This is a genomic window from Streptomyces microflavus (assembly GCF_014650075.1).
GTDB lineage: Bacteria > Actinomycetota > Actinomycetes > Streptomycetales > Streptomycetaceae > Streptomyces > Streptomyces microflavus.
Genome location: NZ_BMUG01000004.1, coordinates 458101 through 483403, shown reverse-complemented (window position 1 = coordinate 483403; position 25303 = coordinate 458101). Strand labels below are relative to the sequence as shown.

The following is a 25303-nucleotide window of genomic DNA, read 5'->3' as shown; positions in this document are numbered from 1 at the left end:
AGTTCACCCCACGGAGCCGGGGGGGCTCCGGTGATGAGTGAAGCGCGATGGGGCGGGGTGGGGCAGCCGTGGATCTGTTCGATGCGGACCTGGGCGGGCGGGACGAACCCGATGCGGGCCCCGGGGGCAGTTGCTCCTGGGTCACCGTCGTGATCCTGGGGATCCTGGTACTGCTGGCGGTGCTGGTCCATTCGTTCTTCGGCTGGGTGCGGGACCTCCTGTCGGCCCTGTTCTAGGACCAGCACCCGCTCAGCCGCGTCGCCGTGCCTCCACCGCGTCACGGGTGTCCTCACCGATCAGGTCGCCGTTGATCGCGCTCGCCGCCATGAGCCCGGCAGCAGCAGCGCCGATGACCTGTTCGGTGAGGCGGGTGACGTTGCCCGCCGCCCAGACACCGGGGACCTCCGTCGCGCCGAACGGGTCGGTGGGGATGTACGTACCGATCACCTCACCGCCCATCTCCTGCGCGACCGGGACCAGGCCCAGCGATTCGAGTACGGCTGAACGCGCGGTGAAACGGGCCTGGATCACCAGGGCCTCGCGCGGGACCACCCGGCCGCCCGCCAGGCGTACGCCGGTGAAGCGGTCGTCCGTGACCTCCAGGCCCGTCACCTCGCCGTCCACCACTGCCACGCCCCGCGCGGCGAGCTGCTCGTACTCCTCGTCCGTCGGCTCCGGGCCCGTGTGGCGGAAAAGGGTGACGTCGTCGGTCCACTGCCGCCACATCAGGGCCTGATGTACGGCGAGGGGGCCGACGGACAGCACCCCGACCGGGCGGTCCGCCACCTCGCGGCCGTGGCAGTACGGGCAGTGCAGCACCTCACGGCCCCAGCGCTCCGCAAGACCCGGTACGGGCGGCAGCTCGTCCACGAGCCCCGTCGTCACCAGGAGCCTGCGCGCCTCGACCGTGGAGCCGTCCTCCGTCACCACCCGGAAGCCCCGCGCCCCCTCCCCCGGCAGCCGCTCGGCCGAGGCCACCCGGCCCTCGACGATCTCCCCGCCGTACCCGGCCACCTCGCCCCGGCCGATCGCCAGGAGCTCGCCCGGCGGGGTCGACTCGCGGCCCAGGTAGTTGTGCACATGGGACGCGGGAGCGTTGCGGGGCTCCTCCGCATCGATCACCAGCACCGAGCGCCGGGCCCGCGCCAGGGTCAGCGCCCCGCTCAGGCCGGCCGCCCCGCCGCCCACGATCACCACGTCGTACCGCTGCTGCTTCATATCGGTCATACGGACCACCTCCAGTTGGTGGAGATAGTGCGCGCAGGGCGGACGAAACGACAAATACACTTGCCGAAACAGCAAGGTCACCCGAGGTTGAACTCGCACCACACGATCTTGCCGGGGTTCCGCTCCGCCACCCCCCACTTGTCCGCCAGCGCCGAGACCAGCAGCAGTCCCCGGCCACCCTCGTCCTCCACATCCGGCCAGCCGTCCGCCGCCCGGACCTCGCCGTCGCCACTGTCGTGCAGCTCGATCCGGAGGGCCCTCTCCATCCGCTCCAGGAAGATCAGGACCCGGAACCCGCGGCCCGGCGGGACGCCATGGCGGAGGGCGTTGGTCGCCAGTTCGGTTACGCAGAGCAGTACGTCATACGCCCGGTCCTCGCACTCCCAATCGATCAGAGCCTTGCGGGTGAACCTGCGTACGACCGGGACCGAGCTGCGGTCGCGGCAGTAGAAGGCGGTGCGGAAGTAAGGGAGTTGGGTTGTCTCGTTCATGGTTCCACGCTCACACGGAGTAACTACTCTGAAGCAGAGCGGAGAGACGTACAAAGCTTTTGTACGGGTTCTGACGGGTAGACAGCGGCACCAATCGGGGGAGAGCCATCTCATGCAACCGGGAAAGCAGAGCGGCATCGGGCGGGTCACTTCGTGGCAGCTGGTAGGCGCGCAGCTGCGCCACTTCCGCAAACTCGCCGGCCTGACCCAGGCCGCCTTGGCCGAGCGGCTAAGAGTCGGCGAGGACACCATCGCCTCCATCGAACAGGGGCGACGGGCACTTCAGTTGGATCTGGCCATCCAGCTCGATGAACTGCTGGAAACCAAGGGTGTATTGCGCGTGGCGGTGGAGAGGATCCCGAGGAAGGAGCGCTACCAGGCACTGGTCAAGGACTTCGTGCAGTACGAGCAGGACGCGGTGAGCCTGTTCTCGTACCAGTCGCAGCTCATCCCTGGACTGCTCCAGACCGAGGCCTACGCTCGCTTCATCTTCGGCTGCAACTACCCACCGCTCGAAGAGGAGGAGATCGAGAAGCGGGTGGCGGACCGGCTCGGCCGCCAGAAGATCCTGGAGCGCAAGCCCCGGCCTATCCTCCACTTCATCCTGGAAGAGAGCATCCTGCACGCCCAGCTGGGCGACCCCGAAGTGATGCGGGAGCAGCTTCTGCACCTGCGGCGCTGCATGGATCTGCCGTTCGTCACCATTCAGATCATGCCCCGGGACTCTCCTCGGCACGCCGGGCTCGCGGGGCCGCTCGTTCTGCTGGAGACGCCCGACCACGACGGGCTCGTCTACGTCGATGGCCAGCTGCGTGGAGAGCTGTACGACGAACCCGCCGACGTCAGCGCACTTATGCAGAGGTATGGGATGCTGCGATCCCAGGCGCTCACCGTCGCGGAGAGCACCCGGCTACTGGACGCACTGCTTGACGCACTGCTTGGAGAGACATGCCCCGCGCAGCACACCCCGCCCCCGGACCCGCAGCCCTCCACTGGTTCAAGTCCAGCCACAGCAACGGCGACGGCGGAGACTGCGTCGAAGTCGCCTACCACTGGCACAAGTCCAGCTACAGCAGCGACCAGGGCGGCAACTGCGTAGAGGTAGCCGCCCACCCCTCCGCCGTCCACATCCGCGACTCCAAGGTGACCGACGGTCCCGTCCTCACCGTCGAGCCCGCCGCCTGGAGCGCCTTCGTGCACAGTGGCACCGCTCTCTGAGCCGTACGCAGGGAGCTCCGCCGCATTGACACAGGCCCCGGCGCACCTGGGGTAGGCGCTCTGGCAGGGCGCGAGCCTGAGTTCGCGTCTAACGCATATCCCGCCGCGCCCGCCGCGCTCGCTGTGTGGCGTCCTGCTCGATGAGCAACCCATCGAAATTCTCTGTACGATTTCGCCGCCCCAGGACGAAGGCGCACCATCCAACTAAGCCGCCTAAACCTGCGAGAAGCATCAAAAACGCCCCCATGCCCACCCCCGGAAAAGGTTCGCTACTCAATTCACGAGCAAGCGATTTCGCTTCCGCTGCGGATCATTCCCTGACAGCACCTGCCGAAAACGCACCAACAGGAGCATTTCAAGCCATTGCACACACCCGCCCCGCCCCCGGCACTCGGCCGGAAGCGGGGCGGTTCTCGTGGGCGCGGGACGGTCTAGTAGCGCACCCACAGCTCGTAGACGCCGGGCTTGGCCGCGTACGGGTTGCAGATGTAGAGCGGGCTCCAGATGTGGGCGGCGGCGCCGGCCGCCCCGGCGGCCTGACAGTCCGCCTGGGACGCGTAATGGCCGCGGATCGTGTAGCCGCCGCCCACAGCCGACGCGGTGGAGGCCGTGCCGAGGACCATCGCGGCCGCCGCGACTGCCGTGACCGCGAGCGTGGTGATACGTGTACGCATGTCGGTAACTCCGTTTTCAGTCAACGCACATGACTGTGCATCAGTGAATGGGTAGAGCCGAACCGATCGGCGCGCGCCGCCGAGAGAAAGCTAGCGAGTGGCGAGCCCCCGCACAATAGGTCTGGACCATCAAGGGAGCGCATATGCCCCCTGGCCGTAAACCGGCGTTTTTCCGCCTACGCGATCGGCCCGCGGTCCGACCGCTCCACCGGGATCCAGAGCTCCGCCTCCGCCCGCTTCCCCTCCTCGTACAGCCGCACCCGCAGGATCTCCGGGCCGGGCCGGGAGGCGTACGGGTTCGAGGGGAACCACTGCGTGAACACGTCCCGCCAGAGGTACTGGAGGGCCTGCGGGAACGGGCCCTCACTCTCGAACACCGCCCAGGAACCGGCCGGTACGCGGAGGGAGTCCAGGTCTGCCGGAGGGTCCTGGGGGCCCGTCACCACCCCGTGGTAGTAGTCCAGTTCGGTGCCTTCCGCACGGCTGGGATCGAGCTGGTCACTCACCCCCAGCAACCCGGCCGGCTCCTGGTCCGAGAGGGCCGCGATGCGGTCCAGCTCCTCCCGTCCGATGCCACGGATGAACTCCGCGATGGCTTGATTCGGTCCCTCGTGGATCAGCGGTACGCGTGCTTTCCTCCCCACCACACGGAACTCCTCCTTCTCCACCAGCCTGTAGCGCATGGCACTGCTCCCTTCGACGACGAGCCGGAAGGTCAGGCGTTGCTGGGACCGCAGAACCGCGCCGGTACGTCTCGCCTCGCCGGGTCCGATGCCGTGCACAGCACGGAAGGCGCGGGCGAAGCCCTCCCCCGTGTCGTAGCCGTACCGCACCGCCACGTCCAGCAGCGTCCGGTCCGGGTCGCCGAGCACCTCGGCGCCCGCGAGCGTCATACGGCGTCGGCGGATGTACTCCGCGAGCGGAACGCCCGCCAGCGCGGAGAACATCCGGCGGAAGTGGTACTCCGAGGTCATCGCGATGCGCGCCGGCTCCGCGGCCTCGATGCGCTCACCGAGATGGGACTCGATGTACTCCATGGCCTCGTTCAGTCGTTCCAGCAACCCTGTCCCGCCTTCCTTTCCCGCTCACCGTAGGAAGGGACCAGCCTGCCCGACCCGACCGTCCGTGCCCGGATCGGTCGGCTTCCCCATCACCTCCACGAGGGCCGAGAAGCTGTCCGTGGCGTGCCCCGCCTCCATTCCCCGTCGGAACAGGTCGACGACGGCCGCCGGGAGGGCCGTGTCGACGCCCGCGTCGGCGTTGGTCCGCAGGACGTGTTCGACGCTCGCCATTCCCATGGCGAGACGGTCGACATCGCCGGTGTGCTCGACGGCGTCGATGCGGTCCGTGTAGAAGGCGAAGAACTGGGTGAGGGAGTTCGCCGTGTCGTCGGCGTGCGGCAGGATGTCGGCCGCCGTCAGGCCGTTCGCGCGGGCCAGGGCGATGGCCTGCCAGTAGCTCAGCATGGAGGTCCAGAACATGCCCACGCCGATCTGGTAGAGCAGCGCGGCGTGCCCCGGGTCCTCGCCCCGGTGGTCGGCCCGGCCCGTCAGCGCTTCGAGCAGCGGCCTGTGCCGGTCGAACACCTCGCGCGGCCCGCTGTAGAAGGTGGAGGACTCGGGCTTCCCGATGCCGGAGGGCGGGGAGTTGACGCCACCGGTGAGCTGTACGGCCCCGTGCCCGGCCGCCCAGCGGGCTCCGGCGCGGGCCTCCTCGGGCGTGGCGGAGGTGAGGTTGAGCAGGGCCCGGTCCTGAAGGGCGGGGGCGGCGGCCTCCAGTACGTCGTACACCGCCGCGTAATCCGTGAGGCTGATGACGACCGCCCCGTTCGCGGCGATGGCCTCGGCGGGGCTCGGCGCGAGGACCGCGCCCCGGGCCACCAGGTCGCCCGCGCGGGAGGGGGTGCGGTTCCAGACGGTGACCGCGTACTGCCGGTCGAGTAAGGCCGCGACCATCGCCCGGCCCATGGGGCCGAGCCCGATGACGGTCACCGACTGCTGTTGCTGCCGCGCGCTGCTCATGACATTCCTCCACCACTAAAACGAACGCTCTATTTAGAACGTGCCGTGAAGCTAACACAGCTCTGGAACGAACGCTCTACTTAGTGCCCGCTACAGTGACGGCATGCAGACCGAGACCAGCACCCGGGAGCGGATCGTCGTGGCGGCCGCGCGTCTTCTCCAGCGGCAGGGGTATGTCGGCACCGGCATCAAGCAGATCGCCACGGAGTCGCAGTCCACGCTCGGCTCGATCTACCACTTCTTCCCTGGCGGCAAGGAAGCCGTCGCCGTCGCCGCGATCCGGTACAGCGACCAGGAATTCGCGGCGCTCCTGAAAGGGGCCCTGGACGGTGAGGACGATCCGGCGGAGGCCGTGCTCTCCTGCACCCGCCAACTCGCCGCCGGGCTCAGGGAATCGGGCTGGGTCGACGGCTGCCCGGTCACGGCGGCGGCACTGGAGACGCTCGGCGCCGACTCGGACATCCAGCAGGCGTGCGCCGACGCGCTGAACAGCTGGGAGCGGCTCGTCCTCGACAAGTTGGTGGGCTGCGGGTTCCCGGCACAGGACGCCCGGGAGCTGGCGACCACCGTCATCAGCGCCGTGGAGGGCGCCGAAGTCACCGCCCAGGTCAACCGGAGCGAGGAACCCCTCCTGGCGGCGGGCCGCCAACTGGCCCGCCTCATCCGCTCGTACGGGATCGGCTCGCCCCGCCCCGGCTCGTGACCCGCCCCGAGCGTGCGGCGGAGTAGCGGGGCCGGGAGTACGGTGACGTACCGGGCTCCGCGCCCGAGCCCCGTCGGACGTCTCGGTCCTGTCGGTCCCTTCAGTCCTCTCGCGGCCGGACATGCGAGAGGCGGCCCGCCGGATGTTCCCGGTGGGCCGCCTCCTACCGCCGGTCGGTTCAGCTGAACCGGGCGTCGGAGAGGGTGGTGGTCACCGTGCCCGCGGTGGAGGAGGTCGTCTCCGCCGCGCCGTCGACCAGGGTGCCGAGTTCGCTGACGTTGTCCAGCGCGCCCAGGCTGATGGGCGGTTCGGCCGCGTGGGCCGTGTCCCCGCCGCCGGGGGGCGGGGAGATCGCGGCGATGACCGCTCCGGTGGCGAGAGTGACGACGGCGAGAACGCTTCGCTTCTTCATGCCGGGTTCAACGGCTCAGCGCCCGGAAAGGGCACGCCCCGGATTTCCGGGGTACCGGCTGTGGGGGTCACCGGGCCGCGACGCCCCGGTCCGCCCGGCGCAGCTCCCCTGCGGTCAGCACGGCGCAGGAGGCACCGGCGAGCAGCACGCCCGGGATCACGATGAAGATCCGGCGGCTCTCCGGCAGCAGGGCCAGGTACTCGCTCTTCGAGATCTCGACCGTGCCGCGCGTATCCGGCCTCGGGTCGAAGGCGTAGTACCGGCCGTCCCTCTTCTCCGCGTCCTGCAGCCTCCCCGGCTCCGACCCCGCCGCGTGGATCGCCACAATGACCACGCCCGCCACGGCCAAGGCCCCGAGTCCCGCCTGCACCCTGCCGGGGAGGCACCGGAACGCCTGCCACAGTGCGTGCTTGTCCCCGCTCGCCAGGATCATGCGCCCTATCGCCGCTACGCAGATCAGGAAGGCCGGCACGAACGCCACCGCCACCGTCCACTGCGGCTCGAACCACCCCACGGTTCCCGGCGCCCACGTCAGTGCGGCCAGCGCCAGAAGTACGGTGCTCAGCGCGGCCGCGATGCCGCCGTGCAGTTTGAATGTCCACCCCATGCGCCGCAGCCTGGCACAGCGGCCGCTCCCCGCCGCTGCCGGGGCCCGCCTCCCCGTCGGCCGCCCGGGCCCCGCCCCCTACCCTGTGCGCATGCTGGTCTACGCCCCCGCGGCGCTCCTCCTCCTCGTCTTCTGCGTGAGCGTGCTCCACGACCGCAGGAAGTTCAGCAACGCCGTCGTCCTGGGGCTTGCCGTGCTCTGTGCCCTGGCCGCCTGGCTGTACGAGCTCATCCGGTCCGAGTCCGCCTCGGGGGTGGTCGCGGCCTGGTCGTTGCTGGTGGTGGGGGCGGTGGCCGTCCTTCTGCTGACGTACTTCCTGTTCGTCAACGGCGTACGGATGCTGCGCAAGGAGGGCAGGAGCCCGTCCAACCTGCTCTCGCTGGCCGCCGCCCTCGCCATCGTCGGGGTCGTCGCGCTGCTGGTGGCCGCCGTGGTGGTGCGTACCCCGGTGCTGACCGGGGTGGCGGCGGCCGCCGGTGGGCTGGCGCTCTACTTCTCGTTCCTGTTCCTGTGCTTCGTCTGTTACGCGTTCCTCTACGGGCGGCTGCGGGTCCGCCGCAAGGCCGACTTCGTGGTGGTGCTCGGCTCGGGGCTCATCGGTGGCTCCACCGTGCCGCCGCTGCTGGCGAGCCGGCTGAAGCGGGGGCAGGCCGTGCACGCGCGGCTGGCCAGGCGCGGGGGCTCGCCCGTGCTCATCACCTCGGGCGGGCAGGGCCCCGACGAGGATCTGCCGGAGTCGCACGCCATGGCCGACCATCTGGTGGCCGAGGGGTTTCCGGCCCATCTCATCGAGCGGGAGGACCGGTCGACGACGACCGAGGAGAACCTCCGGTTCAGCAAGGCGATCATGGAGAAGGCGAAGCCCGACTACCGGTGCGTCGTCGTCACGAACAACTACCACGCCTTCCGGGCCGCCCTCACCGCCCGCCGGGTGCGGATCCGGGGGCAGGTGGTGGGCTCGCCCACGGCCGCGTACTTCTGGCCCAACGCCACGCTCCGCGAGTTCGCCGCCGTACTCGTCGACTACAAGCGGACCAACGCGGTGCTGTGTCTGCTGATCGTGCTCGGTGGGGTGCTCGTCTGGTGGTCGGTGCGGTAGCCGGAGGCCGCGGGGGTGGTCAGAAGCCGCCGCCGAAGTCACCGCCGCCGAAGCCTCCGCCGTCCCCGAAGCCGCCTCCCCCGCCGAAGCCGGAGGAGTCGAAGTCGGAACCGGAGAAGTCGCCGCCGCCCCATTCGCCGCCCGCGCCGCCGCCGAAGTCACCGCCGCCGTACTCGGAGGCGTACGCCGGGGTGGCGAGCATCGAGCCGAGCATGGTGCCGACCAGGAGGCCGGGGAGCAGGCCGCCGCCGAAGTAGCCGCCGGCCCAGGGGCCGTAGGCCGGGCCCGCCTCCCAGTACGGGCGGCGGTTGCCGTCGCCGACGTCGACCGTACGGCTCATGGGGTCCTCGCCCCGGCTGAGCCGGGCCTCGTCCGCGCCGCAGACGGGGACCTCGCGGGACGCCCCGCCGGACGGGGTCCACAGGACCTCCGTGACCGCGGGGCCGTGGCGCGGGTCGAAGAAGCAGGGCGGGCGGCGGGCCGGTATCGCCGTGCCGGTGCGGCGGGCCTCCAGGACCGCGAGGGAGTAGCGGCCGTCCTCCAGGGACTGGGTGACTCCGCGGACGTCCGAGGGGTGCTCGGCCTTATCCATCCGGGTCTTGGCGCTCTCGTAGGAGTCCAGGGCCCGTTCGTAGTCGCCGCGCATGGTGTCGTCGGCGCCCGGTTCGGCGGGGTGGAAGTCCAGGCGTTCCAGCGTTTCGCCGTACGCGGTGATGTCCTCGTCCACGACGACCCGGAGCTTGTCGAGGGCGGCGCGCTCCTCCTCCGCCTTGCGGCGCTTGTTGCGGCGGGAGAGCGCGAAGGCGCCCGCGCCGCCCGCCGCCACCAGGGCGCCGAGCGTGATCAGGCCGGAGACCGGGGCGCCGGTGTCGTCGGCCGCGCCTCCGCCGCCGGACCAGGAGGCGGGGGCGGTGCCCCGGGCCTGTTCGACGGCCCGGTCCGCGAAGGCGTTGAGCTGGGCCGAGGCGTCGGTGTCGGTGGCGGGGTTCTTCACGGATGCGGTGAGGTTGTCGACCGCGCGGACGGGCATGACCTGCGGGTCCGCGCCCGCGTCGAAGCCGTCGCCGAGGCGTATCGCGTAGACGCCGGTGATGCCGGTGTCGTTGCGCAGGGTCTGGAGGAGGCCTTCCTCGGGGAAGGCCTCGGTGGCGGGCAGCACGGCGATGAAGACCGGCTTGTCCGCGTTCTGGATGGTGGCTTCCAGGGCCTTCTCGTCAGCGACGGAGAGCTGATCGCGGGCGCCCGGGTCGACGTAGACCGGGTCTTCGCGCAGGGCCTGGGCGGCGTCGGTGATGGTCGCCGCGGGGGCGGCGGACGCGGGGGAGGTCAGGGCGAGAGCAGCTGCCGTGATGATGAGCAGCAGGCCCGCCAGCAGCGCGGGGAAGAGCCTTTTCCTCATACTTAACGCTACTCCAGACGGGCGACGAACGCCGTCGCCCGCCTGGAGAGCACTGTTACGGAGAGTTACGCGGCGCGGTACGCCGTACGCAGCTTGGCCACCGCTCCGGTCAGATCACCGGTGAGCAGCAGGTGGTCCGCCTCCGCGAACGGCTTGGAGACCGCCTGGGTGAACTTCCCGTTGATCTTCTGCTGGACCAGCAGCCGGGCCTGGTCCACGATCGCCTTGCCCGCCGGGGTCTTCCCCAGGTGCGCCTTCTCGGCGACCTGGGCGGCGAGTGCGAGCGCCGCGAGGGTCAGCTCCCCGCCGGCCGGGGGCTTCTTCAGGGTGGTCAGGCCCCAGCCGTACGGGAACTGCGGGTCGTAGGCCGCGTCTCCCACGTTGATCGGGACCTGCGCCTCCGACTTCGGCCAGGTCACCGGGAGCTGCCCGGTGAAGGCGCGCTTGCCGTACAGGACGTCGGCCACGCCGTCGCCCTCGGAGCCCGGCAGCCAGGAGGCCACCAGCGCGTTGATCTTCCCGAGCTGGTCTCCGATGAGCTGCGGGCGGCCCGAGACGATGAGGACCGCGCACTTCATGGCCGCGCAGACCTTGTCGACCGCTGCCTTGTCGGCGGCCGTCAGCACCAGGTCGTGGCCGTTGCCGACGTCCCCGATGCCTTCGGCGTACGGGGTCTCACCGACGACCACGACACCGACGTCGTGACCGTCCGTGGCGGCGGAGGCGTCCTTGGAGTAGGTGACGGACTCGGGGGTCTTCGCCGCCTTCTTCATGCCCTCCAGGATCGTGGTGCCCGGGGTGGTCTTCCCGGAGGAGCCCTGCCAGCTGATCGTCCAGCCGCCGGCCTGGTTGCCGATGTCGTCGGCGTTGGACCCGGCGACGTACACCTTCTGGTCCGGCTTGAGCGGGAGGACCGCTCCCTCGTTCTTCAGCAGCACCTGGGACTTGGCGACCGCTTCACGGGCCACCGCGCGGTGCTCGGCCGAGCCGACCTTGTCCAGGTGGGTGGTGTCCGCGTACGGCTTCTCGAAGAGGCCGAGGCGGAACTTCTGGGTGAGGATGCGGGAGACCGCGTCGTCGATCCGGGCCTCGCTGATCCGGCCCGCCGCGACCTCGTCCTTCAGCGTCTTGGTGAACTCCTGGTACGCCGTCGGGACCATGATCATGTCGAGTCCGGCGTTGATCGACGTACGGACGTCGCTCGGGTAGTCGCCGGGGATCTGGTCGATGGCCTGCCAATCGCTGATGACGAAGCCCTCGAAGCCCATCCGGTCCTTGAGGACGCCGTTGATCATCTCGGCGTTGGCGTGCATCTTCACCGGGCCCTGGTCGTCGCCCAGGATGTCGAGCGAGGAGTACGACGGCATGATCGTGCCGACGCCCCGCTTGACCGACTCCGCGAACGGCGACAGATGTACTGCCTCCAGCTCCTGGCGGGTGACCTTGGTGATGCCCTGGTCGATCGTGTACGACCCGGTGGTGGCGGAGCCGTACTCGGTGCCGCCGTCCCCGACGAAGTGCTTGGCGCTGCCGAGCACCTTGTCGTTGCGGTGCAGGTCCTTGCCGGAGGGGGCGCCCTGCATGCCCTGGATGACCGTCTCCATGGCCTCGACCAGGGCCGGGTCCTCACCGAAGGCCTCGTAGGAGCGGCCCCAGCGCTCGTCGCGCGTCACGCAGACGCAGGGCGCGAAGTCCCACGGGACGCCGGTGGAACGGACTTCCTTCGCGGTGATCGCGCCCGTCTTCTCCGCGCTCCTGGGGTCACGGCCCGCGCCGATGCCGATGTTGTGCGGCATGATCGTCGCGCCGACGACGTTGTTGTGGCCGTGCACCGCGTCCACGCCGTAGATCAGCGGGATCTGGAAGCGGGTGGCCTGGGCGCGCAGCTGGTAGGCGTCGACCATCTTGGCCCAGGCGGCGGCCGTGTTGGGGGTGGGGACCGAGCCGCCGCCGGAGAGCAGCGAGCCGAGGTCGTAGGCGGCGATGTCACCGGGGGCGCGCAGCGCGTTGCGCTCGGCCTGGGTCATCTGGCCGGCCTTCTCGGCGGGCGAGAGGCGGGAGAGCAGGTCCGCGACGCGCTGCTTCACCGGCAACTTGGCGTTCTGGTACGGGAGTCCGTGGGCGTCGATGACGACCTGCGGGTTCTCCTTGGGGGCCTTGGCGCCGGTGACGGTCAGCTCCAGCGGGATCGTCTTCGCCTCGGCAGGCTTGGACGCCTTCGCGGTGCGGACGGTGACCTTGTGCGTGGTGCCGGACGCGGTGCCGGCGGGGAAGGTGTGGCTGCCGGTGACCGGGGTGTAGTCCTTGCCCGCGACCGCTGTGCCGCCCTCGGTGGCGTACGTGACGGTGATCGGCTCCTCCGTGGGGACGGAGCCGGTGGTGGCGACGGAGAGGGTGAGGTCGGCGCTGCTGCCGTTCTTCACCGGGCGGACGGCCGTGTCGGTGACCACGCTCGCGGTCAGCGCCGGGTCGGCCTTGCCGTACAGCTCGACGGCGTCCAGGGCGAAGGTGCCGGGCGCGCCGCCGGGCAGGGTGAGGGCGTAGCCCCACATCTCGTTCAGGCCGAGGATCTGGTCGATGCCGCCGACGGGCTGGTAGTCGGCCCGGTAGACGAAGTCCGCGAACGGGATCTCGACCAGCTGCCAGCCTTCCCAGTCGTCGGTGAAGGAGGTGGTCCACAGCTCGGAGGCGCCGCCGTTCGCGCCGCCGTCCTTGATCTCGAAGTGGATCCGCTTGCCCGAACCGGGCGGCAGGGGCGCGGTGTTCTGGCCGTACCACCAGAAGCGGATGCCCTTGTGCGCGGTCCAGTTCCGGGGCGGGGTGTCCACGGCGAACTCGTGGCTGAACCCGCCGTACGCGCTGATGTCGTAGCTGCCTTCGAGGACCTGATCGCCCTCGGGCGCGTCGGCGCGCTCGGCCAGCTTCAGCTGCGGGTGGTCGTCCGCGTCGCCGCCCCAGGTGAAGATGGCGTCGGCGGGCGGGTTGTTGCCGAGCGGCACCTCACCCTCGAAGCGGTCGACGAGGACGGGGGCCGGGTCGTCGGCGGCGGCCTGGCTGGGCGCGGCTCCGGCGAGCAGCGTGGCCAGGACCGCGGCTGCGGCCAGGGCGGCCGTGGCGGGTCTGCTTCGGCCCTTGCGTGGGCGGGAGTACGGGGTGCGGGACATTTGGGAGCGCTCTCTTCTCGGGTGCGGGTTTCCGGGGTTTCCGGGGTTTCCGAACGTGTCGGCGAGTCGGGGGCGGCGTGCTAGGCGGTGCCGTCGCGCTGGGCGGTCTCGTCCCGGGTGAGCCGGATCGTGTCGCGGTACCACTTGGCGCTGTCCTTGAGCGTGCGGGTCTGGGTGTCGTAGTCGACGCGGACGATGCCGAAGCGCTTGTCGTAGCCGTAGGCCCACTCGAAGTTGTCCATCAGCGACCAGGCGAAGTAGCCCCGGACGTCGGCCCCTTCGGCGCGGGCAGCGACGACGGCGTCGATGTGGTCGGCGAGGTAGGCGGTGCGGTCGGCGTCGGGGACCGAGCCGTCGTCGGCCACCGTGTCGTCGAAGGCGGCGCCGTTCTCGGTGATGACGGTCGGGAGTCCGTAGTCCCTCTCCAACCGGACCAGCAGGTGGGTGAGTTCGGTCGGCGTGATCTCCCAGTCCATGGCCGTACGCGGCAGATCGCGCTCCACCACCCGGACCACGGGCAGCCCTTCGGCGTCGGCCGGCGATCCGTCCTCGGTGACACCGGAGAACTGCATGCCCCGGTAGAAGTTGACGCCGAGGACATCGAGGGGTGTGGAGATGGCGGCCAGGTCGCCTTCCTGGACGGGGAGTTCGATGTTCCGGGCGGCCAGGTCCGCGACGACGTCCTCGGGGTAGCGGCCGTGGACGATCGGGTCCAGGTAGAGGCGGGTGCCCATGCCGTCGGCGCGGCGGCACGCCTCCCGGTCGGCCTCGCTCGGGGTCTGCGGGGTCGCGGTGCCCAGGTTGAGGGTGATGCCGAGCTCCAGGGGGTTGCTCCCCGCCGCCTCCCGCATCGCCCCCGCCGCCAGGCCGTGGCCCAGGAGCAGGTGGTGGACGGCGTGCAGGGAGGCACCGAAGTCCTTGCGGCCGGGAGCGTGGACGCCTTCCGCGTAACCGAGCACCGCCGAGCACCAGGGCTCGTTGAGCGTGGTCCAGTGCTCGACCCGGTCGCCGAGGGCCTCGTACGCGAGGGAGGCGTACTCCGCGAACCGCAGTGCGGTGTCCCGTGCGGGCCAGCCGCCCGCGTCCTCCAGCTCCTGCGGCAGGTCCCAGTGGTAGAGGGTGATCCAGGGGGTGACGCCCCGCCCCTGGAGCTCGTCGACCAGCCGCTTGTAGAAGTCGAGCCCCTTCGCGTTGGCCGGGCCCCGGCCGCCCGGCTGGATGCGGGGCCAGGCCAGCGAGAAGCGGTACGTGTCGACGCCGAGGCCCGCGATCAGCTCCACGTCCTCGGGCATCCGGTGGTAGTGGTCGCAGGCCACATCCCCGTTCTCGCCGCCCTCTACGGCACCGGGCACCCGGCAGAAGGTGTCCCAGATGGAGGGGGTGCGGCCGTCCTCGGCGGCGGCTCCCTCGATCTGGTACGAGGAGGTGGCGACGCCCCAGCGGAAGCCGGCCGGGAGCCCGCGTACCGCGGTGGGACGGAGGATTCGCTGCGGGGTGGTGGCGAGGTTCATCCGGTCTCCGTACGTAGGGAGGGGCCTGTTCGGGTGGGCCTGGTCAGGCGTGCAGGTGGCAGGCGACCGTGCGGCGGTCGTCGGCCGGCGACTGGGCGGGGGCGGCCAGCAGCGGGACCCGTACGTCGCACGGCTCGAACGCCTTGCCGCAGCGTGGGTGGAAGGCGCAGCCGGTGGGCATCGCGGACAGGTGCGGGGGCGAGCCGGGGATGCCGGTCAGCTCGCGGCGCGGGCCGTGGAGCGCGGGGAAGGAGTGGAGCAGCCCGTCGCTGTAGGGGTGGCGGGGGTCGCGGTAGATCTCCGCCGCGCCCGCCTCCTCCACGATGCGGCCCCCGTACATGATCGCGATCCGGTCCGAGAATTCGATCAGGAGCGAGATGTCGTGGGTGATGAACACGACCGAGAAGTTGAGCTGTTCCCTCAACTGGACGAGCCGCCGCAGGATCTGGCGCTGCATCACGACGTCGAGCGCGGTCGTCGGCTCGTCCATGATGACGATCTCGGGTTCCAGGGCGAGCGCCATCGCGATCATCACGCGCTGGCGCATTCCGCCGGAGAGCTGGTGCGGGTAGGCGGCCAGCCGGTCGGCGGAGATCCCGACGAGGCTGAGCAACTCCTTCGCCCGGTCGGTGCGTTGGGCCTTCTTCAGGTCGGGGCGGTGGGCCTTCAGGACGTCGGTGAGCTGGCTGTGGACGGTGTGCACCGGGTTGAGGGAGTTCATCGCCCCCTGGAACACGATGGACAGCTCCTGCCAGCGGAAGGCGCGCAGCTGCTCCGGGGAGAGCGAGAGGATGTCGAGGCGGTCGCCGCCCGGCCGGTGGTAGTGGACGTCTCCCCCGGTGATCACCCCGGGCGGCTGGAGCAGCCGGGTCACGGCGTAGGCGAGGGTCGACTTCCCGGACCCCGACTCCCCTGCCAGGCCGAGGACTTCGCCCCGGTGGAGGGTGAGGTCGATGTCCCGCAGGGCGTGCACGGCCCGCTCGTCGGTGCCGTAATCGACATTCAGTCCGCTGATGGTGAGGACCGGCTCGGCGCTCATGTGCGCGGCTCCTTGCTGCTGTGCTTGCGGTGATCGCCGTTCAGGGACCGGTGGTCTCCGTCCAGGGGCTTGCGGGCGACGGGGGTGAAGCCGACGCGCATCTTCACCTTCCGGGAGGAGCCGGTGGCGGTGCGCAGCCGCGGGTTGACGAACTCGTCGATGCCGAAGTTGATGAGGGCGAGCGCGGTGCCCAGCAGGGCGATGCAGAGGCCGGCCGGGACGAACCACCACCAGGCTCCCTGGGCGAGGGCCTGGTTGGACTGGGCCCAGAAGAGGACCGTGCCCCAGTTCCAGTGCGAGATGTCCGCAACCCCGATGAAGGCGAGGGTGATCTCGGTGAGGACGGCGAAGATGACCGTGCCGACGAAGCCGGATGCGATCACGGCGGTGAGGTTCGGCATGATCTCGAAGAGGATGATCCGCCAGGTCGACTCGCCGGTGGCGCGGGCGGCCTCCACGTAGTCGCGGCGGCGCAGCGACAGCGTCTGGGCACGCAGGATGCGTGATCCCCAGGCCCAGGAGGTCAGGGCGATGGCGAAGGCGATGAGCAGGTCGCCGGTGTCCGGGACGAAGCTCGCGACGATGATGATCAACGGGAGGCCGGGCAGCACCAGGAAGATGTTGGCGAGCGCGGAGAGGATCTCGTCGATGGCCCCGCCGATGAATCCGGCGGTGACCCCGATGAGGACGGAGAGCACGGTGGCGATGACCGCCGCGACGAACCCGACGATCAGTACTCCCCGGGTGCCGACGAGGATCTGGGAGAAGACGTCCTGCCCGGTGTGGGTGGTGCCGAACCAGTGGTCCCCGGACGGGGGCCGGAGGAGCTGGTCGCTCATCGCATCGGGGTCGTACGGGGCGATCCACGGGCCGATGACGGCCAGCAGGACGAAGAACGCGAGCATGAGCAGCCCGGTACGGGTCTTGCCCCCGCGCAGGAACCGGAGCCGGGCCCGGCGGGTGGGAGCCTCGGGTGCGGGCGCGCCGTCCAGGACGGCGACATCGGTGGCGGTGATGGACACGAGGTCTACGCCTCCTTCCGGGTGCGGGGGTCGAGGGCGGCGTAGACGAGGTCGGCGAGCAGGTTCGCTGCCAGGACGGAGAGCGTGATGATCAGGAAGACGCCCTGCATCAGCGGGTAGTCCTTGGCGCCGACGGCCTGGAGCAGCTGGAAGCCGATGCCCGGGTAGGTGAAGACCATCTCGACCAGCAGTGTGCCGCCGACGATGAAGCCCAGGGAGAGGGCGAAGCCGGAGATGTTGGGGAGGACCGCGTTGCGGGCCGCGTAGCCGAACATGACGCGCCGCTCGGAGAGCCCCTTGGCCTGCGCGACCATCACGTAGTCCTCGGAGGAGACGGTGACCATCATGTTCCGCATGCCGAGGATCCAGCCGGCCACGGCGGAGAGCACGATCGTCACGCCGGGGAGGAACGCGTGGTAGAGCGCGCTGGAGATGAACGGCCAGTCGAAGGCCGGGACGAGGCTGTTGTCGTAACCGCCGGAGTTCGGGAAGAGGGACCACTTCTCGGCGAACAGGGCGATGGCGATGAGGCCGAGCCAGAAGTAGGGGATGGAGGAGATGAAGGTGGTGACAGGCAGCAGTCCGTCCAGCCACGAGCCGCGCTTCCAGCCGCTGTAGACGCCGATGCCGGTGCCGAGGACGAAGCTGAGCAGGGTGGTGACGCCGACCAGGGCGAGCGTCCACGGCAGGGACTGGACGATCACCTCGCTGACCGGGGTCGGGAAGAAGGTGAAGGAGAGGCCGAGGTCGCCGTCGAGGAGGTGGGCCCAGTAGTCGGTGTACTGCTGCCAGAGCGACTGCTGCTCGTCGAGGCCGAAGAGGGCCTTGAGGGAGTCGATGGCCTTGGTGTCGAGCTGGCCCTGGTAGCGGCTGAGCAGCGCCTGGACGGGGTCGCCGGGCATCAGGCGTGGGATGAGGAAGTTGATGGTGATGGCGGCCCAGGCGGTGACGGCGTAGAACGCGAGCCGTTGGAGGAGGTACTTCACCGGGAGGCCTCCTTGGCTGCCGTGGCCGTGTTCACGTTCGTGCCCTCGTAGAGCCAGCAGGCCGCCCACTGTCCGTCCGCCAGGTCGAAGCGCGGCGGGAGTTCGGTGCGGCAGCGCTCCATGGCCTTCGGGCAGCGGGGGTGGAAGCGGCAGCCGGCCGGCGGGGCGATGAGGGAGGGTGGCTCGCCGGTGCCGGTCTCCTCCTGTTCCTCCTGGGCGACGATCCGGTCGGGGTCGGGCGCGGAGGCGATGAGGAGCTGGGTGTAGGGGTGGGCGGGGCGCTGGGTGACGGTCTCGCTGTCACCGCCCTCGACGATCCTCCCCGCGTACATCACCAGGGTGGTGTCGGCGAAGTAGCGGGCGGAGGCGATGTCGTGGGTGATGTAGAGGATCGCCAGGTGCAGGCGCTCCTTCAGGTCCCGCAGCAGGTTGAGGACGCCGAGCCGGATCGACACGTCGAGCATCGAGACCGGCTCGTCGGCCAGAAGGACCTGCGGGTCGGCGCCGAGCGCGCGGGCGATGGCGACGCGCTGGCGCTGCCCGCCGGAGAGCTCGTGCGGGAACTTGTCCAGGAACTGCTGCGGCGGAGTGAGCTGGACCCGGTTCAGCAGATCGGCCAGGGCCTGTTCCAGCTCCTTGTCGCCGTTGCCCGCCCGGTCGTGGATCTTCAGGGCGCGGGTCAGGTGGTAGCGCACGGTGTGCACCGGGTTCAGCGAGGCGAACGGGTCCTGGAAGATCAGCTGGACCCGGCGTACGTAGCGGCGGAAGGACCGGCCACGACCGGCCTTCACCGGCGTGCCGCCCAGCCGTATCTCGCCCGAGGTGAGCGGGTAGAGCTGGGCGAGCAGGCGGGCGACGGTGGACTTGCCCGAGCCGGACTCCCCCACCAGGGCCGTGACGGTGCCGCGCCTGAGCTGGAGCGAGACGTCGTCGACGGCGTGGACGCTGCGGCGCTTGCGGGCGAACAGGTCGCGCGCGGTGCGGCGCAGGGGAAAGTGCTTGGTGACCCCGCGCGCCTCCAGCACCACATCGGTGCCGGTGCGCACGGTCTCGGACTGATCGGTGGTCATGGCCGGTTCTTCCCCGTACTTACTTGGCGGGCGTGAGGTTCAGCACGATCTCCAGCGCGCTGGGCTGGGTGTGCTGCGGCGGGGCGTACGGGTTGGCCTCGGTGGGCCAGCCGATCCAGTTCTTCGTGGAGTACTCGGCGCCGATGGGCGCGGCGGCCGTCGGGATGACCGGGGCCTGCTCGACGAAGATCTTCTGGAGGAGGTGCAGCGCCTTGGTGCGGGTCCCCTCGTCCTTGGCGTTGGCGTACTCCTTCAGGGCGGCGGTGGCCTCGTCGTTCTTGAAGCGGCCGAAGTTGCCCGTCTGCGAGCTCTTGCCGATGGGCTGGAGGATCGCGCCGTCCATGATGTTCTGGTACATGTCGTACGGGGTGGCACCGCTGTTGGTCCAGTGCAGGGTGGCGTCGAAGTTGCCGTTGGCCACGTCCACGCCCCACGCCTCGGCGGTCTGGGTCTTGACCTTGGCCTCGATGCCGAGCTGCTTGATGTTGTCCTTGATGATCGCCAGCCCGGTGATGTAGTCGTTCCAGCCGGCCGGGTCGGTGAAGGTGAGCGTCACCGGCTTGCCGGACGGGTCCTTGAGCACGCCGCCGCTGAGCTTGAAGCCGGCCTCGTCGAGCAGCTTCTTCGCTCCGGCGACATCGGGCGCGGTGTTGGCGCTCTGGTACTCGGGGGCCAGGAAGGGCTCACCGGCGGGGAGCGGGATGCCGGTGGGGTTGGTGATCTCCGGGTAGAGCGTGGCCTGGGCCTGGATGTGGATGGCCTTGCGGTCGACGACCATCGCCATCGCCTTGCGCAACGCCGGGTTGTCGAAGGGCTTGCGGGCGGTGTTGAACCAGAGGCCGTGGATACCGAGGCCGGAGGGGAACCACAGCTTGTGGTTCTTGGGGTCCTTGTCGATGAAGAGCTGCTTGTGGTTCGGCATGAAGACGAAGGACCACTCGACCTTGCCGGTGGCCAGCGCGGTGGTGGCGGCGCTGTTGTCGTTGTACGCGGTGTAGCGCAGCTCCTTGACCTTGGTCCTGCCGTTCCAGTAGGTCGGCGTGGCGGTCAGGGTGGTGGTCTGCGGGGTGAACGTCTTCAGCTTGTACGGGCCGGAGCCGACGGGCGTGCGGTTGGGCCAGGTCTCCGGGTTCTCGACCTTCTCCCAGATGTGCTTGGGCACGATGAAGGTCTGGATGATCTTGTTCTGGTTGACGAATTGGGACTCCTTGAAGGTCAGGACGACCTTCCCGTCCTCGACCGCGATCCCGTCGAAGGGGATCCCGTTGCCGTTGAGCGCCGGGTGCTTCTTCAGGAGGTTGAAGGTGTACTCCACGTCGGCCGCCGTCAGGGGCTTGCCGTCGGCCCACTTCGCCCGCTCGTCCAGGGTGAAGGTGACCTTGGTGAAGTTGCCCTCCCACTCCCAGTCGGTGGCGAGCCAGGGGTCCGCCTTGTCCGTGGGCTTGATCATGTTCGTCATGGCCAGCGGCTCGTAGATCATGTACCGGTAGCCGAGGGTGGCGCCCGCCGAGGTGTTGAGGAACGGGTTGCTGTTGTTGGTCTGAGGTCCGTCCGGCTTGCCGAGGGTCAGCACGCCGGCGGCGGAGGCCCCGCCCTTGTTGGCACCCGAGTTGGCGTTCGAGCAGCCGGCGGCGAGAGCGATCACGACGGTGGCTGCGGCGACCGCTCTGAGCGTGGTGCGACGGCGTACGGACATGGCGACTCCAGGAAAGGGCTGCCGGGTCGGGGCGATCCGGCGGGCGGAAGGGGGCGAAGCGGGGCGCGGCCGGGCGGCCGGGTCCGTCACGGCGCCGAGTGGCGCACGACCAGTTCGGTGGGCAGCACGGCCGGGCCGTCCGGTACGGGCGTGCCGCCGAGGTGGGAGAGCAGCATCCGGGCCGCCGTCTCACCCATCCGGCGGGTGGGCTGGCGCACGGTGGTGAGGGGCGGTTCGGTGTGTTCGGCCATCGGGATGTCGTCGAAGCCGACGACCGCGATGTCGTCCGGGACCCGGCGTCCGGCGGCGCGCAGGGCCCGCAGCACGCCGGCCGCGCTGATGTCGTTGTGCGCGAAGACCGAGTCGAAGCCGACGCCCTCGGCGAGCAGCCGCTCCATGGCGAGGCGGCCGCCGAGTTCGGTGAAGTCCCCCTCGACGACGCGCACTTCGGGCAGGACCGAGCGGAATCCGCCGAGCCGGTCCCGTACGCAGCCGAAGTGCTGGGGGCCGGTGAGGACGACGGGCCTGGAGCGTCCGGCGGCGAGCAGGTGGCGGGCCGCCGACGCTCCTCCCTCGTGGTTGGTGGTCACGACGGAGGGGAATTCGGGGTGGTGGCCGCGGTCGTCGATGAGCACGATCGGCAGGCCGTCGCGGTGCAGGGTGGTGAGGTGGCTGAGGGTGTTCTCCGGCTCCACGACGACGAGCCCGTCGAAGGCGCGCGCCGACACCTGGGTGGTGAAGCGCTGGACGGACTCGGCGCCCCGGTTGCAGGTGAACAGCAGCAGCCCGTAGTCGGCGGCCTCGACGGTGTCGACGACGCCCTGGAGCAGTTCGCCCATCCACGGCCAGGTCAGCGAGGGGACCAGCATGCCGACGGTACGGCTGGAGCCGCGGGCCAGGCCCACGGCTCCGGAGCTGGGCACATAGCCGAGCTGTGCGATCACTTCACGAACGCGGGCGGCGGTGGAACCGTCCACCTCGCCCTTGGTGTTGATGACCCGGGACACGGTCGTCTTGCTGACGCCGGCCTCACGGGCGACATCGGCGATGGTGACGCGCATCTGGGCCTCCGTTGGACCAGGCAGGGGCAGGCTGAGCAGGGCTGGGGCAGGGCTGCGGAACACATACCGGGAGACACGTCCGGTACCGGTTCCGGAACCGGTACCGGCGTTGCGGCAGGAGTTAACCCCGCCGACACAGGGGCGTCAATACTTCACACCGAGATTGGTCCGGACCCATCTGCTGACCAGGCAGGGCGCGTTGTGCGTTCACCTCTTGAACGCATGAGAGCCGCCGCCCCGGGGTGGGGGCGGCGGCTCTCATGGGCCTCTTGTGGGCGGACCGGGGGGCGCTACTCCGTGGGCTCCACACCCGCGCGCAGGAGACCGTAGGTGTACGCGTCCTCCAGCGCCTGCCAGGACGCGGCGATGACGTTCTCGGCGACCCCGACGGTGGCCCAGTCGGCGTCGCCGTCGCCCGTGGTGATCAGTACCCGGGTGGTGGACTCGGTGCCCGTGCGGCCCTCCAGGATGCGGACCTTGTAGTCGACCAGCTCCAGCTTGGCGAGCTGCGGGTAGATCCGCTCCAGGGCGACGCGCAGCGCGCGGTCCAGCGCGTTGACCGGGCCGTTGCCCTCAGCAGTAGCAACGATCCGCTCCCCCTTGGCCCAGAGCTTCACGGTGGCCTCGTTGGCGTGGGTGCCGTCGGGGCGGTCCTCGACGATCGCCCGCCAGGACTCCGTACGGAAGTAGCGCCGGGCCCGGCCCTCCACCTCGCCGCGCAGCAGGAGTTCGAAGGAGGCGTCGGCGGCCTCGTAGGTGTAGCCCTGGAGTTCGCGCTCCTTGACCCGCTCCACGACCCGGCCGACCAGGGCGCGGTCGTCGCCGAGGTCGACGCCGAGCTCCTTGCCCTTCAGCTCGATGGAGGCGCGGCCCGCCATGTCGGAGACCAGCATCCGCATGGTGTTGCCGACCAGCTCAGGGTCGATGTGCTGGTACAGGTCGGGGTCGACCTTGATGGCCGAGGCGTGCAGCCCGGCCTTGTGGGCGAAGGCCGAGACACCCACGTACGGCTGGTGGGTGGAGGGGGTGAGGTTGACGACCTCGGCGATGGCGTGCGAGATCCGGGTCATCTCGGCGAGGGCGCCCTCGGGGAGCACCTTCATGCCGTACTTCAGCTCCAGGGCGGCGACCACCGGGAAGAGGTTGGCGTTGCCCACCCGCTCGCCGTAGCCGTTGGCCGTGCACTGGACGTGGGTGGCGCCGGCGTCCACGGCGGCCAGGGTGTTCGCGACCGCACATCCGGTGTCGTCCTGGGCGTGGATGCCGAGCCGGGCGCCGGTGTCGGCGATGACGGTGGAGACGACGGCCTGGATCTGTGCGGGGAGCATGCCGCCGTTGGTGTCGCAGAGGATGACGACCTCGGCGCCCGCCTCGTACGCGGTACGGACCACGGACTTGGCGTACTCGGCGTTCGCCCGGTAGCCGTCGAAGAAGTGCTCGCAGTCCACGAAGACCCTGCGCCCTTGTTCCCGCAGGTGGGAGACGGTGTCGCGGACCATCTCCAGGTTCTCCTCCAGGGTGGTGCGCAGGGCCAGCTCGACATGGCGGTCGTGCGCCTTGGCGACCAGCGTGATCACCGGGGCGCCGGAGTTCAGGAGCGCCTGCACCTGGGGGTCCTCGGCCGCCCTGCCACCGGCCCTGCGGGTCGCGCCGAACGCCACGAGCTGGGCGTTCTCGAACTCGATCTCCTGCTGGGCCCGGGCGAAGAACTCCGTGTCGCGCGGGTTGGCACCCGGCCAGCCGCCCTCGATGTACCCGACACCGAAGGTGTCCAGGTGCCGGGCGATGGTCAGCTTGTCGGCGACCGTCAGGTTGATGCCCTCACGCTGAGCACCGTCGCGCAGTGTGGTGTCGAAGACATGGAAACTGTCGTCGGTGGCGTTGGCCTTGGTGGTCATGCTGTCTGACTCCTGTCGGATGAGTGGATCCGGACGATCGGGCTCCACTTGCCCCCATCATCCCGCGCGCTCCGCCCGGCCCGGGTGTGGGCCGGAAAACGAAAAAACCCCTCGCGGGTGCGAGAGGTCTGCGCGCGGGTCTGGGGCACGATGGCCGCGCCGTACGTGGTGGTACGGGACGGTCACTGCGGACCGGCGCGCCTGCTGCCAATAATCATGACGAACGAGGACACGGCAGAAGTCTCGCACAGTGAACGCCCCGTGACGCCGGTGTCTCAGGATGCGGTCGTGACGCCGGTCGCATCGCTCTTCCAGGACCCCGGTGTCAGCGTCTCGTCGAGGAACTCCGCCGCCTGTACGAGTACCTGCTCCCGGCCCGTCCCCGGGATCCCCACCGTCACATGCACGCTGAACCCGTCCAGCAGCGCCCGCAGCCGGGTCGCGAACCGGTCGGCGTCCACCGCCCGGAACTCCCCCCGCGAGACCCCCTCGGCGAGCAGCGCCACCAGGTCCCGGTGCCAGGCGCCCTCGATGGCGGCCTGCCGGGCGCGGGCCTCGTCGTCCGCGTTCTGCGAGCGGCCCCAGACCTCCAGCCAGAGCGTCCAGTGGGGGTCACGGTGCCCGGCGGGGAGGTAGAGGTCGATGTACGCGTCCAGCCGCTCGCGGGCGGTCCCGGGCTCGGCGAGGAGGGCGCGGCGCTCGGCCCCCAGGCGGTTCTCGCTCCACTCCAGGGTCTGGAGCAGCAGTTCGTCCTTGGTGCGGAAGTAGTAGAGCAGGTGCCCGCTGCTCATCCCCACCTCGCGCCCGAGCCCCGCCATGGTCAGTCCGTCGAGCCCGCGTTCGGCGACGGTCGCCATGGCGGCGGCGAGGACGTCCTCGCGGGGCGGGGCGGCGTGGTGGGTGCGGCGGGTGGCGGGGGTCATGGGACCGGACTCTCGGCTTTCGGGAGGGGGGTCAGATCTTCGGCTGCTGCTGGGTGATGCAGTGGATGCCTCCACCGCCGGCAAAGATCGTACGGGCATCGACGAGGGTCACCGTACGGTCCGGGAAGAGCCGCCGGAAGATCGCGGCGGCCTCCTCGTCGCGCGGGTCGTCGAAGGCGCAGAGGACCACGCCGTCGTTGCAGAGGTAGTGGTTGATGTAGGAGTAGTCGACCCACTCCCCGTCCTCGTCGCGCAGCACGGTGGGCGCGGGCACCTCGACCACCTCCAGCGGGCGCCCCTGGGCGTCCGTGGCGGCCCGCAGCACGGCCAGCAGCTCCCTGGTGACCTCGTGGTCGGGGTGGGCCGGGTCCGGCTGGACGTGGGCGACGACGGTGCCCGGGCGGACGAAGGCGGCGACGATGTCGACATGGCCGAGCGTGCCGTACGTCCCGTAGTCACCGGTCAGGCCCCGGGGCAGCCAGATCGCCTTCCGGGTGCCGAGGCGGGCGTGGACCTCCGCCTCGACCTGCTCACGGATCCAGCCGGGGTTGCGCTCCTTGCCGAGCTGGACGGTCTCGGTGAGCAGGACGGTCCCCTCGCCGTCGACGTGGATCGCGCCGCCCTCGTTGACGAGCGGGGAGCTGAGCGCGGGGACGCCGGTCAGCTCGGCGACGGCCCGGGCGATGTGCTGGTCGCTCCCCCAGCGGGCCCAGCCCTGGGCGCCCCAGCCGTTGAACGTCCAGTCGACGGCGGCGAGCGCGCGGCCGTCGGTGACGAAGGTGGGCCCGATGTCCCGCATCCAGGCGTCGTCCAGGGGCCGGACGACCAGCTCGACGCCGGGCCCGAGCATCGCGGCGGCCCCCTCCTCCTGCCCCGGCCCGACGACCATGGTGACCGGCTCGAACCGGCGTACGGCGCGGGCGACGGCGGCCCAGGCGCGGCGGGCCTCGTCCAGCTCGGCGTCGGAGTCGAAGGTGGGGTTGGGCCCGGGCCAGGCCATCCAGGTGCGCTCGTGGGGGGCCCACTCGGGGGGCATGCGGAAGGGGGCGGGGGTGGCGGACATGGGGGCTCCTGGTCGCGTT

The 25303-nt window shown here is 70.4% G+C and carries 23 protein-coding genes and 1 pseudogene; 5 read left to right on the top strand and 19 right to left on the bottom strand.

Annotated elements, in window-relative coordinates:
- Nucleotides 1-68: 68 nt before the first annotated feature.
- Nucleotides 69-236, top strand: a complete 168-nt coding sequence (locus IE264_RS14385; RefSeq protein WP_164711300.1) for a hypothetical protein — start codon at nt 69-71, stop codon at nt 234-236.
- Between the two features lie 13 nt (nt 237-249).
- Here IE264_RS14385 and IE264_RS14380 read toward each other — a convergent pair whose 3' ends face one another.
- Entirely contained in the window at nt 250-1218 is a 969-nt protein-coding gene (locus tag IE264_RS14380; protein ID WP_229887536.1) for an NAD(P)/FAD-dependent oxidoreductase, read from the bottom strand.
- 86 nt (nt 1219-1304) lie between these two features.
- Nucleotides 1305-1718 (bottom strand): ATP-binding protein, encoded by a 414-nt coding sequence (locus tag IE264_RS14375; protein ID WP_032757476.1) that lies wholly within the window; start codon nt 1716-1718, stop codon nt 1305-1307.
- Here IE264_RS14375 and IE264_RS14370 point away from each other — a divergent pair.
- A pseudogene (locus tag IE264_RS14370) lies at nt 1717-2625 on the top strand (helix-turn-helix domain-containing protein); the annotation flags it as partial. The gene IE264_RS14375 and the pseudogene IE264_RS14370 overlap by 2 nt on opposite strands.
- A 41-nt stretch (nt 2626-2666) precedes the next feature.
- Nucleotides 2667-2936 carry a DUF397 domain-containing protein gene (locus IE264_RS14365; protein WP_229887524.1) on the top strand — a complete coding sequence of 90 codons (270 nt, stop codon included), beginning with the start codon at nt 2667-2669 and terminating at the stop codon, nt 2934-2936.
- 431 nt (nt 2937-3367) lie between these two features.
- Here IE264_RS14365 and IE264_RS14360 read toward each other — a convergent pair whose 3' ends face one another.
- The 3 genes from IE264_RS14360 to IE264_RS14350 all read right to left on the bottom strand — a co-directional run bounded on the left by IE264_RS14360 (nt 3368) and on the right by IE264_RS14350 (nt 5631).
- On the bottom strand, nt 3368-3610 hold the full coding sequence (locus tag IE264_RS14360) for a hypothetical protein (protein WP_015611607.1): 243 nt from the start codon (nt 3608-3610) through the stop codon (nt 3368-3370).
- Nucleotides 3611-3786: 176 nt separating this feature from the next.
- Nucleotides 3787-4671, bottom strand: coding sequence for an AraC family transcriptional regulator (locus tag IE264_RS14355; RefSeq protein WP_032757478.1), 885 nt, complete (start codon nt 4669-4671; stop codon nt 3787-3789).
- Between the two features lie 24 nt (nt 4672-4695).
- Nucleotides 4696-5631, bottom strand: coding sequence for an NAD(P)-dependent oxidoreductase (locus tag IE264_RS14350; RefSeq protein ID WP_032757480.1), 936 nt, complete (start codon nt 5629-5631; stop codon nt 4696-4698).
- A 103-nt stretch (nt 5632-5734) separates the two neighbouring features.
- Here IE264_RS14350 and IE264_RS14345 point away from each other — a divergent pair, with 103 nt between their 5' ends.
- A complete protein-coding gene (locus IE264_RS14345) occupies nt 5735-6334 on the top strand; it encodes a TetR/AcrR family transcriptional regulator (protein WP_032757482.1) in 600 nt (199 codons plus the stop codon).
- 178 nt (nt 6335-6512) lie between these two features.
- Here IE264_RS14345 and IE264_RS14340 read toward each other — a convergent pair whose 3' ends face one another.
- Complete coding sequence (locus IE264_RS14340) at nt 6513-6746, bottom strand: hypothetical protein (protein WP_015611603.1); 234 nt, start codon at nt 6744-6746, stop codon at nt 6513-6515.
- 67 nt (nt 6747-6813) lie between these two features.
- A complete protein-coding gene (locus IE264_RS14335; RefSeq protein ID WP_032757485.1) occupies nt 6814-7353 on the bottom strand; it encodes a hypothetical protein in 540 nt (179 codons plus the stop codon).
- Between the two features lie 91 nt (nt 7354-7444).
- Between IE264_RS14335 and IE264_RS14330 the strand changes: the two genes are divergently transcribed.
- A complete protein-coding gene (locus tag IE264_RS14330; RefSeq protein ID WP_032757606.1) occupies nt 7445-8452 on the top strand; it encodes a YdcF family protein in 1008 nt (335 codons plus the stop codon).
- Nucleotides 8453-8471: 19 nt separating this feature from the next.
- On the opposite strand, the gene IE264_RS14325 is transcribed toward IE264_RS14330, so the two are convergent.
- The 12 genes from IE264_RS14325 to IE264_RS14270 all read right to left on the bottom strand — a co-directional run bounded on the left by IE264_RS14325 (nt 8472) and on the right by IE264_RS14270 (nt 25284).
- Nucleotides 8472-9851: a hypothetical protein gene (locus tag IE264_RS14325; RefSeq protein ID WP_032757486.1), complete on the bottom strand. Its 1380-nt coding sequence runs from the start codon at nt 9849-9851 to the stop codon at nt 8472-8474.
- Nucleotides 9852-9916: 65 nt separating this feature from the next.
- A complete protein-coding gene (locus tag IE264_RS14320) occupies nt 9917-13015 on the bottom strand; it encodes a glycoside hydrolase family 3 N-terminal domain-containing protein (protein ID WP_032757488.1) in 3099 nt (1032 codons plus the stop codon).
- A gap of 80 nt (nt 13016-13095) precedes the next feature.
- Nucleotides 13096-14526 carry a GH1 family beta-glucosidase gene (locus IE264_RS14315; RefSeq protein ID WP_032757491.1) on the bottom strand — a complete coding sequence of 477 codons (1431 nt, stop codon included), beginning with the start codon at nt 14524-14526 and terminating at the stop codon, nt 13096-13098.
- 43 nt (nt 14527-14569) lie between these two features.
- Nucleotides 14570-15565, bottom strand: coding sequence for an ABC transporter ATP-binding protein (locus tag IE264_RS14310; RefSeq protein WP_032757493.1), 996 nt, complete (start codon nt 15563-15565; stop codon nt 14570-14572).
- Nucleotides 15562-16587 (bottom strand): ABC transporter permease, encoded by a 1026-nt coding sequence (locus IE264_RS14305; protein ID WP_032757495.1) that lies wholly within the window; start codon nt 16585-16587, stop codon nt 15562-15564. Before IE264_RS14305 ends, IE264_RS14310 begins: the two co-directional genes overlap by 4 nt.
- A gap of 5 nt (nt 16588-16592) precedes the next feature.
- A complete protein-coding gene (locus IE264_RS14300; RefSeq protein WP_015611595.1) occupies nt 16593-17573 on the bottom strand; it encodes an ABC transporter permease in 981 nt (326 codons plus the stop codon).
- Complete coding sequence (locus IE264_RS14295; RefSeq protein ID WP_032757496.1) at nt 17570-18643, bottom strand: ABC transporter ATP-binding protein; 1074 nt, start codon at nt 18641-18643, stop codon at nt 17570-17572. Before IE264_RS14295 ends, IE264_RS14300 begins: the two co-directional genes overlap by 4 nt.
- A 19-nt stretch (nt 18644-18662) precedes the next feature.
- Nucleotides 18663-20339, bottom strand: a complete 1677-nt coding sequence (locus IE264_RS14290; RefSeq protein ID WP_032757497.1) for an ABC transporter substrate-binding protein — start codon at nt 20337-20339, stop codon at nt 18663-18665.
- 86 nt (nt 20340-20425) lie between these two features.
- Entirely contained in the window at nt 20426-21400 is a 975-nt protein-coding gene (locus tag IE264_RS14285) for a LacI family DNA-binding transcriptional regulator (RefSeq protein ID WP_015611592.1), read from the bottom strand.
- A gap of 290 nt (nt 21401-21690) precedes the next feature.
- Nucleotides 21691-23298 carry a citramalate synthase gene (gene cimA, locus IE264_RS14280; protein ID WP_015611591.1) on the bottom strand — a complete coding sequence of 536 codons (1608 nt, stop codon included), beginning with the start codon at nt 23296-23298 and terminating at the stop codon, nt 21691-21693.
- Between the two features lie 275 nt (nt 23299-23573).
- The gene (locus tag IE264_RS14275) at nt 23574-24221 is read right to left on the bottom strand and encodes a TetR/AcrR family transcriptional regulator (protein ID WP_015611590.1); all 648 of its coding nucleotides are present in this window, start codon (nt 24219-24221) and stop codon (nt 23574-23576) included.
- A gap of 31 nt (nt 24222-24252) precedes the next feature.
- Nucleotides 24253-25284 carry an agmatine deiminase family protein gene (locus tag IE264_RS14270; RefSeq protein ID WP_032757498.1) on the bottom strand — a complete coding sequence of 344 codons (1032 nt, stop codon included), beginning with the start codon at nt 25282-25284 and terminating at the stop codon, nt 24253-24255.
- Nucleotides 25285-25303 lie beyond the last annotated feature (19 nt).